At 48.2% G+C, this 13,722-nt stretch carries 11 protein-coding genes and 3 pseudogenes; 3 read left to right on the top strand and 11 right to left on the bottom strand.

The features are described 5' to 3' along the window. Positions 1-337: 337 nt before the first annotated feature. The 4 genes and pseudogenes from JCM12259_RS07880 to JCM12259_RS07865 all read right to left on the bottom strand — a co-directional run bounded on the left by JCM12259_RS07880 (position 338) and on the right by JCM12259_RS07865 (position 3,294). Entirely contained in the window at positions 338-1,174 is an 837-nt protein-coding gene (locus tag JCM12259_RS07880) for a CvfB family protein (RefSeq protein WP_025066050.1), read from the bottom strand. 34 nt (positions 1,175-1,208) lie between these two features. Beyond that, positions 1,209-1,927, bottom strand: a pseudogene (locus tag JCM12259_RS14505) (ABC transporter ATP-binding protein). A gap of 38 nt (positions 1,928-1,965) precedes the next feature. Continuing rightward, the gene (locus tag JCM12259_RS07870) at positions 1,966-2,364 is read right to left on the bottom strand and encodes an FMN-binding protein (RefSeq protein WP_025066049.1); all 399 of its coding nucleotides are present in this window, start codon (positions 2,362-2,364) and stop codon (positions 1,966-1,968) included. A 30-nt stretch (positions 2,365-2,394) separates the two neighbouring features. Next, on the bottom strand, positions 2,395-3,294 hold the full coding sequence (locus tag JCM12259_RS07865; RefSeq protein ID WP_025066048.1) for a diaminopimelate dehydrogenase: 900 nt from the start codon (positions 3,292-3,294) through the stop codon (positions 2,395-2,397). Positions 3,295-3,556: 262 nt separating this feature from the next. Here JCM12259_RS07865 and JCM12259_RS07860 point away from each other — a divergent pair, with 262 nt between their 5' ends. Then, the gene (locus JCM12259_RS07860; protein ID WP_025066047.1) at positions 3,557-3,919 is read left to right on the top strand and encodes a peroxiredoxin family protein; all 363 of its coding nucleotides are present in this window, start codon (positions 3,557-3,559) and stop codon (positions 3,917-3,919) included. 190 nt (positions 3,920-4,109) lie between these two features. Here JCM12259_RS07860 and JCM12259_RS07855 read toward each other — a convergent pair whose 3' ends face one another. After that, the gene (locus JCM12259_RS07855) at positions 4,110-5,288 is read right to left on the bottom strand and encodes an ROK family transcriptional regulator (protein ID WP_025066046.1); all 1,179 of its coding nucleotides are present in this window, start codon (positions 5,286-5,288) and stop codon (positions 4,110-4,112) included. A gap of 240 nt (positions 5,289-5,528) precedes the next feature. Between JCM12259_RS07855 and JCM12259_RS07850 the strand changes: the two genes are divergently transcribed. Next, positions 5,529-5,903: a RidA family protein gene (locus tag JCM12259_RS07850; RefSeq protein ID WP_025066045.1), complete on the top strand. Its 375-nt coding sequence runs from the start codon at positions 5,529-5,531 to the stop codon at positions 5,901-5,903. Positions 5,904-6,000: 97 nt separating this feature from the next. On the opposite strand, the pseudogene truA reads toward JCM12259_RS07850, so the two are convergent. Continuing rightward, a pseudogene (gene truA, locus JCM12259_RS14500) lies at positions 6,001-6,731 on the bottom strand (tRNA pseudouridine(38-40) synthase TruA). Between the two features lie 161 nt (positions 6,732-6,892). Here truA and aroB point away from each other — a divergent pair. Further along, positions 6,893-7,945, top strand: a complete 1,053-nt coding sequence (aroB, locus tag JCM12259_RS07840) for a 3-dehydroquinate synthase (RefSeq protein WP_025066044.1) — start codon at positions 6,893-6,895, stop codon at positions 7,943-7,945. On the opposite strand, the gene JCM12259_RS07835 is transcribed toward aroB, so the two are convergent. The 5 genes and pseudogenes from JCM12259_RS07835 to JCM12259_RS07815 form a co-directional block, all read right to left on the bottom strand. Further along, the gene (locus JCM12259_RS07835) at positions 7,927-8,913 is read right to left on the bottom strand and encodes an AMP-binding protein (protein ID WP_025066043.1); all 987 of its coding nucleotides are present in this window, start codon (positions 8,911-8,913) and stop codon (positions 7,927-7,929) included. The two genes, aroB and JCM12259_RS07835, sit on opposite strands and share 19 nt — an antisense overlap. Further along, the gene (menC, locus tag JCM12259_RS07830) at positions 8,910-9,953 is read right to left on the bottom strand and encodes an o-succinylbenzoate synthase (RefSeq protein WP_025066042.1); all 1,044 of its coding nucleotides are present in this window, start codon (positions 9,951-9,953) and stop codon (positions 8,910-8,912) included. The genes JCM12259_RS07835 and menC overlap by 4 nt, the downstream gene beginning before the upstream one ends. A 6-nt stretch (positions 9,954-9,959) precedes the next feature. Then, a pseudogene (gene menB, locus JCM12259_RS14495) lies at positions 9,960-10,786 on the bottom strand (1,4-dihydroxy-2-naphthoyl-CoA synthase). Between the two features lie 190 nt (positions 10,787-10,976). Beyond that, positions 10,977-12,641 carry a 2-succinyl-5-enolpyruvyl-6-hydroxy-3-cyclohexene-1-carboxylic-acid synthase gene (gene menD / locus JCM12259_RS07820; protein WP_025066041.1) on the bottom strand — a complete coding sequence of 555 codons (1,665 nt, stop codon included), beginning with the start codon at positions 12,639-12,641 and terminating at the stop codon, positions 10,977-10,979. A 13-nt stretch (positions 12,642-12,654) separates the two neighbouring features. Beyond that, the gene (locus JCM12259_RS07815; RefSeq protein ID WP_025066040.1) at positions 12,655-13,722 is read right to left on the bottom strand and encodes a chorismate-binding protein; all 1,068 of its coding nucleotides are present in this window, start codon (positions 13,720-13,722) and stop codon (positions 12,655-12,657) included.

The raw sequence follows: 13,722 nt of genomic DNA, 5'->3' as shown, positions 1-13,722 counted from the left end.
GCCCTTATTGCCGCTGTTTATATTTGCTTGTTTAATCATACTTCTCGTTTGATCTTTTTGATCGGTCCCTCGTTTGTTCAGACTCCCATCCCCCTAACTTAGGGGGCTAAGGCGAAAGTGAAGAATCGGGGGCAAAGATATAACAATCTTTTGGAATAGCAAAATAAAAGATAAAAATTTCTTTCCTTTTTATTTATTAGATGGGTGCGACTGATTTCGTTCAGCGTCTGACCCGAACGAGCTTTAACGGTGGTGGCTATGCGACACAACATATATCGCCGTGCAACTAATGCTTACTTACAAGGCGATTCGCTCTTGTTGGATGATCCAAATCGATTTACACCAATCTGATTCCTTGTTCGGTAATAGTGATCAAATGCCGTTTATATAAGTCGCCAACGGCTTTTTTAAATGTCTTTTTACTCACTTGAAAACGCCGTTTGATAGCTTCGGCATCGCTTTTGTCTCCCAAATCACAGACGCCTCCATGGTCTTTGAGGTATTGCAGCAGCGTATCGGAAAACACACGAGCCTGCTCATAGCCCGTGGGTTGGAGCGTGACGTCGAGTTTTCCATCCTCACGCACCCGCGAAATATAACCTCTCATTCGGTCGCCAGTGTGGATTCGCTTGAAAACCTGATCCTCATAAACCAATCCTTGATACCGGTTGTCGATGATAACTTTGAATCCTAAATCGCTCTTCTGCCATATCAACAGATCCACTTCATCGCCGGCAACATAGGGCGGAACATCTTTTTGCAAATAGCGTTCGACCTTGGCAGAAGCCACAATACGATAACTCTCCTCATCAATATGCACAAACACGATGTAACTTTCGCCCATCTCCATTCTCATTTTCTGTTCGCGAAACGGACAGAAAAGGTCTTTCATCGGTCCCCAATGCAAAAAAGCACCGTATTCATTGACCCATGCCACTTCTAAATAGGCGAAATCACCCACTTGGGCCAGTGGTTTTTCGGTTGTAGCAACGAGTCGTTCCTCACTGTCGAGATAGAGAAAGACATCCAATTCCTCACCGATCTGATAATCTTTCGGCACATATCGGCTTGGCAAAAGAATCTCTCCTTCGTCGCCTCCATCGAGATAGAGTCCGAAGTCTACGGTTTTCACAATGGTAAGTCGATTATACTCACCTAATTTAATCTGCTTCATCAATTATTTATTAAGGGCTGAAGACGGTGCAACGTTACACCGTTTCAAGGGTGCTCTCGGCCGTTTCACTTTCCTGAATCGAAATGTTTGCAGGAGAATCGACATCGACAATCATTCCGTCTTTCAAATGAATGGTACGATCAGTGATAGCTGCAAGCCCTTCATCATGCGTCACAATGACAAAGGTTTGACCGAATTTATCACGCAAATCGAAAAATAGTTGATGGAGTTCGGCCTTATTTTGCGTGTCAAGACTACCGCTTGGCTCATCCGCCAAAATAACTGCGGGATTATTAATCAAAGCTCGTGCCACAGCCACACGCTGTTTTTCGCCGCCCGACAGTTCATTGGGTTTATGATGAATGCGATCTTCCAATCCCATAAAAGCCAGCAAATCTTTGGCTCGCTCTTTGCTTCGCGCTTGCCGTTGCCGCTTATAAAGGCTGGAATCATCACATTTTCCAAAGCCGAAAACTCGGGTAACAACTGATGAAATTGGAACACAAAGCCGATGTGTTGATTGCGGAAATCACTCAGATTCTTAGCATTCAACGTTCGAATATTGATTCCATCCACCTCGATCGAACCACTGTCAGGACGATCGAGCGTGCCAATGATTTGCAGAAGTGTGGTCTTCCCTGCTCCACTGGGGCCGACAATGCTCACCACTTCACCTTTATCGATATGCAGATCAATGCCTTTGAGCACTTGCAAAGAGCCGAAACTCTTGGTGATTCCTTGAATATTGATCATCTTAGAGACAATTATTCCTCTTGCGGGTAATATGAAAACTATTTGTGCTCGTTATAATATTGCAATCCCAGTTGCACGTTCTTGATCAGTGCTTTGGATGAAAATGTAGCTCCGCTGACACCATCCACATCTTGCACAACAACCTTTTTGACAGCCTTTCCTTCCCAATTCACAAGCACGCTTTTGGCTTTTTCAAAAAAATTCGGTGTCTCCTTGTTAGGCAAAGCCTCCACTTTCACCACCTTATCTTTCTTTATATAGATCTTAACGGGTGTCGAACCTTTAAATCCTTTGACATTTTTACTCAGCGAAGTTGTATTGACAACAGTCATTCCTTCACGTTTGGTGATCACGCCATCATCCTGTTTTGCACTGGTAAACATTACAACTGCAATAACAGCCAACGCCGGAAGCGACATCTTAAAATATCTATTCATCCTCTTTCTGTTTATTTTTCATATCGTTTCTCATACCAAATGGCCGATCAACTCATCGCGTTCGCCTGCCAACATATCGATGACAGGAATTTCCACCATCGTGTAACAGCCGGGACGTTGACGCATGGATGCACGGGCAACATTGACCAACACTTGTCCCGTCAATGCCGGATTGTTGATACTCATATCAAATTCGAGACGCTGATTCTGCGTTTTTCCGCTCACCCCTTTGCGTATCAAGTGCACACCATGCCCCATATCGCGCACTTCATCGACCGAAGGTACAGCGAAAACATGTGTTTCATCGTTGGCAAAATACGGATCTTCTTTAATCGATCGGGTTACTTCTTCGAGTTTGGCACCATCTTCCAATTCCACATAAACCATTCTTCGATGGATTCCCTCACCCAAAGGAATAGTCATCGAAAGAGCATTGCGCACACCCGCTTTACCACGAGCGCACACCGAGTGACCCATACTCATCCCCGGACCGAAGTTGGTATAAGTGAGTCCTTTGGGTGCGAGACTCTGCATCAAGGTGCGAACAACCGAGTCGGAACCTGGATCCCAGCCTGCAGCAATCACAGAAACGGCATTGTGTTCCTTACAAATGGGTGCCAATTCAGCACGATAATCGAGAATGCTTGTATGAATATCGAAACTGTCTACGGTGTTGATGCCCAGCGGAAGAATCTCTTTGGCATACGCTGGACAGCTCCGGGTGGGAGTCGCCAAGATGGCAACATCTACATCTTTCAGTTCTTTGATGTCTTTGACAACCTCATATTGGGCCAACTCTGACGGTTTATTCTCAGCGCCATTACGTCGAACGACACCGGCGATTTCAAAGTCTGAAGCGGCTTCCAATGCCTGCACGGCATAGCGCCCAATATTGCCGTAACCCACGACGACTGCTCTAATCTTTTTCATTTCAATCTGATTTTACAGCATTTTATTAATACCTGATTACGGCAACAAAATTACTCTTTTTCTCATAAACGTCTGTTTATTCCCGCTCTTTTTTATATGAAAGTTCGTTAAAGAACTGGCAACCTATGCCCCCTTCAACAACAGCAAATCAATTAACAAACACACAAACTTAAAAACATATAAACTTAAAAACCTGCAAACGGTAGATCATGAATTAATACGCATATTTGCAACCCATAATCAACCACAAAAGGATTAAAAAATGACACATTTACGTATGACCATCGCATCGTTAGCGATGATTTGTTTCACCCTTTCGAGCATAGCACAGACCATTTCCGGGCAAGACGATGACGCCAAATATGCCACCGAAATGCTAAAACCGAGCACAGAAGCACCTGCATTCAACTTGAAAACGATCGATGGAAAAGACTTTCGTTCGGATCAATTTAAACATCGCTATGTGGTGATCGACTTTTGGGCTTCATGGTGTCCGGACTGTCGAAAAGACGCGCCCAATGTGGTGCAGATGTACAACGAGTTTCACAAACGTGGCGTAGCGTTTGTCGGTGTATCATTCGACACCGACCTCCTCACGCTCCATTTCCAAAGACGAAAAAAGTAATCGCCATCCATTTGATCATTCTTCGAATAATCATTAACGCTGAAACGCCTTGCAAGTAAGGGTTACTTGCAAGGCGTTTTACCATTAGTTGAGCTTCAAAAAAGCCTTAATTGAAAGTCCAAAAGATTACTATTGAAATCAAAGAAGAGCCTGTTAGATATATTGTAAATCGTCAACCCCCTGTTGAGTGTCAATCAAACAATCTGCTGCGGCCCAACATACACGCACCGACTACACCCGCTTTGTCTTTCAATTTGGATAAACAGATACAGGTGTCGCGTATCAATAAATTGAGAGAATACTTGCGAATAGCAGTCTTGATGGGCTGTAACAAACAGTCGCCAGTATGTGCCAGCGAGCCGCCGACAACCACCAATTCCGGGTTAAAGATATTGATGAGGCCCGACAAAGCATCGCCCAACTTGTGACCGATCTCTTCTACCGCTTCGATACACAAGACATCTTCCTTGGTGGCAGCCTCGATCAATTCGCTGATGGTAAAGTTTTTATCCTGCAACAATGAGGTTTCGCCGTTTTTCAAGCGCTCTGTCACAATGCGATAAAGGGCCGACACCGATGCTTCGGTCTCCAAACAGCCTTTCTTTCCACATCGGCACAACGCCTCGTTATCAAACAAATGCACATGTCCGAACTCTCCGGCATAGCCCGACTTGCCGTTATACAATCGGCCATCGGAGATGATTCCCAGGCCAAGTCCCCAACTCACATTGAGGAAAAGCACGTTTTTCTCACCTTCCACACAGCCTTTCATATACTCGCCATAGCTCATTGCGCGCGAATCATTATCGATGTTCACAGGATAACCGATCTTCTCCGAGAGCAGTTTGGTCAATGGATTCTCCGAAAAATTAAACACACTGTAACTGTAACCTGTCTGCGGATTCACACGACCAGGTATGTTGACTTGCACATTCAGAATCTTCTTCTTGTCAATAGTCAGTTGTCCAATGAAATCATTGACCAAACGACATAATTCGTCCAGTGCTTCGGGCGTGTTTTCAAGACTGCAAGGCACTGACTTTTGAAGATCGATCAGATCGCCCTTGAAGTCCATCAAACCGAGAGTAATCGCTAATTCACTGATGTCTACACCCACGAAATAACCCGAATCGGGGTTGACGCCATAGAGATTGGGGCGCCGTCCCTCACTGGTTTCCAGCTTTCCATATTCGCGAACGTAGCCATCAGCACACATTTCATTGACAAGTTTGGTGGTGGTAGGCACACTAAGATTCAACTCTTGCGATAAATCATAGATCGTAGAGTTACCGTTTGCTATATAGAACTTGATGATATTGTTCTTCGTCAAATCGGTTTTGTTTTCTTTGTTAGTATTAAAGAGGTTCATTATTAATATAACTCTGTTTGGTGCGAAGATAGTATTTATTTATCAATTTACAATAGTTTAGGTTACATTTAGGTAATAATAAAAGATGATTTTTTAATAAAGACAGATCTTTTAACATCGTTATACGAAACAAGACGGCTTGATCATTACTCTCAACCGACTTCGCCCCTTTGAGAGATCGCAGGCGTTTTTGTATTTCGATATTAAGTTGTATCTTTGCAAAAACATAACAAAACGACAATGAAAGCATTACATTCAGACAACGCTCCCCAAGCTGTGGGACCTTACAGTCAGGCCATTGAGGCCAATGGATTCGTATTCGCATCGGGTCAACTGCCCATTGATCCTGCCACCAACGCGTTCGCGGAAGGCGGTGTTAAAGAGCAAACTCGTCAGTCGCTGACCAATGCGCAACAGGTGTTGAAGGCTGCCGGACTGGATCTCTCGCACGTCATCAAAACCACAGTTTATCTCTCCGACATGGCCGATTTTGCTGCCATGAATGAGGTTTATGCCGAGTTTTTCAACAAGCCTTATCCCGCTCGTTCAGCTGTTGCAGTCAAAACGCTGCCCAAAAATGCGCTGGTAGAGGTGGAATGCATTGCTGCGCGGTAACAGCCTAAGCTGTAGGTTTAGACCATCAAGAAGACTTCATAAAAACAGCATCCAGTCTTGTTTTTATGAAGTCTTTTTTTTGAGATTCGCGCGCGCTTCAATAACGAATCTCCTCTAAAAACAAGGCATGCCCCGGCATGCTTTCGCCTGCATTCATTCGGTTACGACCTTGGATGATTTCATCAAACCCATCGATCGTCAGCCGCCCGCGTCCGATATCGATCAGCGTACCCACCACGCACGAACCATGTTACGAAGAAACCGGTCGGCCGTGATACGAAAATACCATGTGTGTGGCGACGTCTTTATCCAGCGAGCCTCGGTCACATCACACAGCGTTGTCTTCACATCGGTATGACTCTTGCAAAAAGCGCCGAAATCATTCACGTCAAGCAAATGAGAGGCTGCCTCATTCATCTTCTCAAAGTCCAAATCCCAATGCAACTCACAAGAATAAGCCCGCAGGAAAGGATCGCGGCGCGTGTGAATATAATAATGATAAGTGCGACTCACAGCCGAGAAACGCGCGTGCATCTCTTCACCAACGGCCTCCACCCGATCAACAGCAATGTCGCGCGGCAACACCCGATTGAGTTTATACGCCAATTGTTTGCCGTCGATCGCCCGACCCACATCAAAATGAGCCACCATCACGCGTGCATGCACGCCCGTGTCGGTCCTCCCCGCACCCACGACTTCGATATTTTCGCGTAGCAGCACCGACAATGCCCGTTGCAATTCAGCCTGGACAGAATGGCTATGTGGCTGAATCTGCCAGCCATGATAACCCGCCCCGTCGTAACTCAGATAAATGAAATAGCGTTGCATAATCGTCTGCAAAGTTACGAATTTCATTGCATTCTCCCACACTTTTTCCCATAACCTGCCACACTACAAAACGCTTCCGCGCCACGCGGAAGTGACAAAGAATTTTGCTTTCTCCGTGATTTGCCGTAATTTTGCGGTGAAACTTTTACGTTAGAATGGTTATGGAACAGCGAATTATTTTATCAAAGAATCTCAATGGCGATCTGGCCACAGCCATTTCGGAATGTGAACATGATCGGCTCTTTGTGCTCGCCGACACCACCACGGCACAAACTTGCTGGACGCGCATAGTCGATTATCGCTGTCTGAAAGATGCCCAACTGATCACGATCGGCGCAACAGATGCGCACAAGAGTCTGGAAACGCTCTCTGCGGTGTGGAAAGCGCTCGGTGATGGCGGGGCAACACGCCATTCCTGCCTCATCAATCTGGGAGGCGGAATGGTGACAGACCTCGGTGGGTTTGCTGCTTCCACATTCAAGCGGGGAATAGACTTTATCAATATTCCCACGACACTGCTTGCCATGGTCGATGCTTCGGTAGGAGGGAAGACGGGCATTAATTTCAATGGATTGAAGAATGAGATCGGTGCCTTTTGCGAATCACGGTTTGTGATCCTCGACACCATGTTTTTGCAGACGCTCGATGAGCCAAACATTCGGTCGGGTTATGCCGAAATGTTGAAGCATGGACTCATCCATGACAAACAAATGTGGGCAAAACTCATCAACTTTGATCTACAACGCCCTAATCTGCAACAACTCGGGCACCTCGTAGCCGATTCTGTTGAGGTGAAAGAGCGCCTTGTGGCAGAAGATCCTACGGAGCAAGGCATTCGAAAAGCACTCAATCTCGGTCACACGTTTGGCCATGCTTTCGAATCTTGGGCACTGCAACAAGGGCGCCCCATCTTGCATGGTTATGCCGTGGCTTACGGCTTGGTGTGCGAACTCTATCTGAGTGCTGTCAAGGCCAAATTTCCAATGGATCGGATGCGGCAAACCATCTCGTTTATTAAAGAGCACTATGGACAACTCGCATTCGGTTGCAATGATTATGAAATGCTGATCCAACTGATGCGCCACGATAAAAAGAATACGGCAGATGTGATCAATTTCACGCTCTTACGCAATATCGGCGATATCCAGATCAATCAAACGGCGAGCGAAGAAGAGATATGCGAAGCGCTCGACTTTTATAGAGATGGCCTTTGAATTTGCCCCAATCTCATTGCTTCTGCACGATTGGGTTTGCCTGTTTCGGTTATCGGAAGCTTATGGACTGACAAATAACGGCGCGGTTGCCAATATTTCGGAAGAATATGTTGACACACTTCGCAGATAGAAACCGTGTTATCCGACTCTGTCAATAGCACAACGATTTCGCCATATTTGCGGTCAGCGCACTTCGTAATGACAAAAGGTGCCATGAGATGAGGGCGTAAAAGCTGTTCCACTTCCTCAATTTGGATCTTGATTCCACCACTCATAATCACATTATCACGTCGCCCGAGGATGCGAAAACAAGTCTCCTCCGGACTGCGAAACTCGGCTATATCATTCGTCACCAATCGTTGCTCGCACACTTGGGGAGCATCAATCACAAGACAATGATCGGCATTCAGACTCACCGAAACGGTGTCGAAAGGCGTGTAATACTCACTGGCCTCCGGACCATTCAAACGCCGAAGCGCAATATGCGACAGCGTTTCGGTCATTCCATAAGTGCTCCACACGGCATGGGGAAACAACTTCAGCTCACTTGCCAACACATCATCAATGGCTCCGCCACCGATGATCAAATGTTTGATCTGCCGCAAATGCTCTCGCTCTTCGGGCACTTGCAAGGAATTAAAGACCTGCATCGGCACCATCGCAGCAAAGGTGATGGGACGTGTGACTCCCTGCAACGGATGACCACTCGGTTCGACCGAAATCAAATCCAACTTCCGTTCAAGGGCACGCACCACCATCATCTTACCCGCAATATAATCAAGCGACATGCAAAGCAAGGCAGTATCGCCGGGCTGCAATCCCAAAAAGTCGCACGTCATACGAGCCGAGTTGCGCATCCGTTGCTTCTCCACCCACATCGGTTTGGGCTTGCCCGTCGATCCGCTGGTGTGTACCAACACATGCGGCGACAGACTCTGCCAATCATCCAAGAATTGTTTCAATGTCATGTTGCAACGAACCAAAGTTTGTCTCCTCGCACTTCCAAGGGCATCGGGATATTATCGATAAAGAGCTGCCCCGTTCCTAAACCTTGCGGCAACGAAATCTCGGGGCCATAAACTTTTGCAGCCAACTGGGCGATGGCATTCAGTCCGACATTACTTTCGAGTGCGCTGGTCATCCACGAACCAATTCCGCGCTCGCGAGTCATGGCAATCCATTCTTCCGTTCCATGTATTCCGCCATGCAGAGAAGGCTTAATTACAACATAAGCAGGCGCAATTCGGTCGAGCAATTTAGCCTTTTCTTCGGGGAGATTCACACCGATCAGTTCTTCATCGAGCGCAATCGGAATAGGAGACTCATGGCAGATACGCGCCATCTCGGTCCATTGACGCTGGCGAATGGGTTGTTCGATCGAGTGAATACCATACGGAGCAAGTTGTTCCAAACGAGCCAACGCTTCATCAGGCATGAATCCTCCGTTGGCATCCAACCGTAATTCTACCTGCTCCTCATTGAAATGTGCACGCACCGTGCGCACGAGTTGCAATTCGCGTTCAAAGTCGATGGCTCCAATCTTCAATTTAATGCACCGAAACCCGAGCGCCAGCTTCTCCTCTAATCGCTCATACATCTCTTCGAATGTACCCATCCACACCAACCCGTTAATGATGATCCCCGTTTCTCCTCGGCTGAAAGGTGTGTCGAAAAGAGCCGCACGGCCATCAACATTCAGCTGTGCCAACGCTGTTTCCAAACCGAAAAGAATGGATGGATAAGCGCGCAACGCCTCATAAGGAATCATTCCCGTCTCTTCCACTTGTGCACAAATATCGCGCAAGATATTCTCATATTCTGGCACAGCATCGCAACTCAGATCGGGTAATGGCGCGCACTCCCCCACCCCTTTGACGCCCGGTCTCTCACGATTCGTCACCGTCAGCAACCAAGAATGTCTCTCCCTGTACACTCCTCGCGATGTCCCAGCCGGCTGCTTGAAATGCAACGTTTTCTTCGCGATCGTTATCTGAAAATTGCTTTGCATCGGCGATCAAGGGAATTTCGGATATTGCTCAAAGTCGGGTTTACGTTTTTCGAGGAAAGCCTTACCGCCTTCCTGCGCCTCATCCATCGTATAATAAAGCATGGTGCATCGCCGGCAAGTTCTTGAATACCGGCCTGTCCGTCAAGTTCGGCATTGAGTCCGGCCTTGATCATCCGCAACGCGAGCGGCGACCGTTCCATCATCGTTTCGGCCCAAGCCACGCATTCGTCTTCCAATTGCGCCAGGGGGACCACCTTGTTGACCATCCCCATGCGCTCGGCTTCGGCTGCCGAATATTGATTACACATAAACCAAATCTCCCGAGCTTTCTTTTGTCCAACCTGACGAGCTAAATAAGAGGCACCGAAACCAGCATCAAAACTTCCCACTTTGGGACCGGTCTGACCAAAAATAGCATTCTCGCTCGCAATGGTTAGGTCGCACATCACATGCAAGACGTGGCCACCCCCGATAGCATAGCCGTTGACCATGGCTATGACCGGCTTGGGGAGACGGCGGATCTGCATCTGAACATCGAGTACATTGAGTCTCGGAATGCCGTCGGTCCCCACATATCCGCCACGGCCTTTGACGTGCATATCACCGCCGGAACAAAATGCCTGATCGCCCGCTCCGGTCAAAATCACCACGCGAATATCCTGCGCCTCACGACAATAGGCGAATGCCTGCGACATTTCCCATGTGGTGAGTGGCGTAAAAGCATTGCGATAGCGAGGACGATTGATGGTGATTTTTGCAATGTGATGATAGGTTTCAAACAAAATTTCTTGGAAGTCAAACCCTGGAATAGGGGTCCATTGTCGTATTGCCATATTGTTTTGAGTTTTTATTCGAATAAACGATCCGCCCGGGGCGAAACACTGTTTTTGCTCTTTTTGGGGTTTCGCCCGGGGCGAAATACTGTTTTTGCTCTTTTTGGGGTTTCGCCCCGGGGCGAAACACTGTTTTTGCTCTTTTTTGAGTTTCGCCCCGGGGCGAAACGCTGTTTTTGCTTGTCTGCGACTATTCGGCAGCCAAGACGACTCCCAACGCGGCCAGCGCCTCAGCATCTTCCCGCACATCGGTAAACACTTCCAGCACGACGGGCCGTTCCGACTCCATCGACAGAAATTCGGACATAGCCGAACGGCTCAGCTCCTCCATATTATGTACACATCGATATGCCAGGCCATAACTCCGACACAAACCTTCGGCGTCAGTATGATGCGCGCCCATCACCAAACGTTCGCGAGCCGCACTCTGCTTCAGGCCATCAAAATGGCTGAATATACCGCCGCCGCCATTATTCAGGAGCAAGATCCGAAGATTTCCGCGCAGCTGTTCATTCCATAGCGCATTCTGATCATAAAAGAAACTCAGATCCCCAATCACAATATAGACGCGCCGATCGCACACCAGTGAAAAACCGGCAGCCGTCGACAGCGAACCTTCGATGCCGTTGACGCCACGGTTCACATAGTTATAATGGTGGCTATACAGATTCCCCAGACGCACCGAAGAACTATTGGCATAGTGCACAAAAGCCTGTCCTCGCGGCAGATCATCCAACTCGCGCTCAAACATTTGCACCGCAGCCATTTGCGAATAACGCGGTGTGAAGGCTTCGATACACTCTTTTGCCCGAGCCGTCAAGGCCTGCCACAAACGGCAATAAGCCTGATGTGCCGGACTGATTGCGCCATCCCACAATCGGTCGGGGATGTCTCTCAACGTACATTCGACGACATACTGCAATTGCATAAACGTGTCGTGCACTTCCCCATCGACACTGATACGCCATCCTTCAGCTCCACGCGCACGACGAAGAAACTGTTTGAGCCGCTTGCTGACTATGTGTCCGCCGATGTAGAGGATCCAATCGGGCTGATAACGAGCATTGTCTTCTATCATTGTCATCACCTCTTCGACATGCGATTCGGCATCGACGCCGCTGAGTGTTTCCTGCAAAATGACCGCACTTTGACTGTTGAGCGAAATCCACGAAGGCGGAAGTGCGCCCGCAGAGAGTTGTCCGATGACAATCATGGGCCTCGAAGCACGGGCAAGATGTTGCTTTAACGTATCAAAAGCTGTGGCTTGCGGAGAACAAGTCGGCCACCATTCGATCTTGCGTTCATGCGGAAGCGTTGGCACAGAAAAGGTGTACAGAGGTTCTGAAATCGGCACATTGATATGCACCGGACCGCCACCGTATTGTCGGGCGGCGATCAGCGCTTCGTTGACAAGCCGATTACAAAACCATCGCTCTTCATCGCTCGATGGTTCGGGAAGCGTCACCGCCTTGCAGACGAAATGTCCCAAAGCATCCGACTGCTGTAAAGTCTGTCCGTCGAGTTGATCGATCCATGCCGCGGGACGGTCTGCCGAGATGGCCACAATGGGCTGATGCTGATAGCGGGCTTCGGCCACTGCGGGTGCAAGATTGAGCAAAGCTGATCCCGATGTAACGCAAACCGCAACCGGACGATGTAAATGCTGTGCCATTCCCAAGGCATAAAAGCCGGCCGACCGTTCGTCGGTCACAGGATGACAAGTGATTTCCCGACATTCATTCAGATTATGAACGATGGGTGCATTACGCGAACCGGGACACACAACGACATTTCGCACATCGTGTGCCACTAACAAAGCGGTCAAAATATTCACATTTTCTTTGTCGCAAAACATATCCACAGAATGGCTAAAAAATGTTCAATGCCGTTTCCATTTTGGCTTCGGTTTCCTCCCACTCCTGCTGTTCCGTGCTCTCGGGAAGCAATCCGCCGCCGGCATAAAGCCGGTAACGACTGTTCGAAATCTGCATGCAGCGCAACGAAACATAAAGATGCGTCGGGCCTTTAAAATCAAATGGACCTGCAAAACCACTGTAATAACGGCGCGGCGTATGCTCATGGGCAAGGATAAAACGGCGGGCTTCGGCTTTGGGCAGACCGCAAACGGCGGGCGTGGGATGCAAAGCGTCGATCAAACTGCCAATCGTTTGCCCGTCGGACAATGTGAAATGGAAGTCGCTGCGCAGGTGAACGAGATGTCCAGCATGCACGGTTCGCGGTCCCGTTTCGATAATATCTGTGGCAAACCGAGCCAAACTGTTTGCTAAATAAGTGGCAACATAGCGTTGTTCTTGGATATTTTTGTCTGACCACGTGATGTTGCCGCCGTTTTTATCAGATCGTTTTGCCAAAGAGACATCATCGGAATCCAATCCCGTTTGAGCCGATCTCATCGTGCCGGCAAGTGCCATCGTGTGCCATTGAGAGCCATTCCCGTCGAGCAGAATCTCCGGGGTGATCACCAGCCAAGTGCCGCACACGGGGGTGGAAAACAACGAAACAAACATCCGAGGATATAATCGGCAGGCCCGAAAAAACAATGTCTCTGCCTCGATTGCCTTATGAGGCGTGACTTCTACACAGCGCGCTAAGACGATTTTGCTGAAAACACCATCGCAAAGCGACTGATGAAACTTTGCAAAATCAGTAGAGTAGCTTGATCGTTCGCCCTTCATCGCAAGCTGAATCGATGTTCGCGGCAACGCATCCAAGGGCGGAACGGGACGCTCTTCCACTTCATCGGGCACGAGCAAAAGTATTGGGCAGTCGGCCGAAACGGCAAAAGGAGCCATTACGAAACCACGCTGCCCGCCCAATTCTGTTGCCGAAGCCAACACACGAGGTTCCCCATGAGACTGTCGCAACCCTGTGAAATGATCGCTGTAAGGCAATCGATAATAGGCAAAACAATCCAT

Source organism: Hoylesella enoeca JCM 12259 (genome assembly GCF_000613405.1).
Taxonomy (GTDB): Bacteria; Bacteroidota; Bacteroidia; order Bacteroidales; family Bacteroidaceae; genus Prevotella; species Prevotella enoeca.
This window is presented reverse-complemented; position numbering and strand designations above follow the sequence as displayed.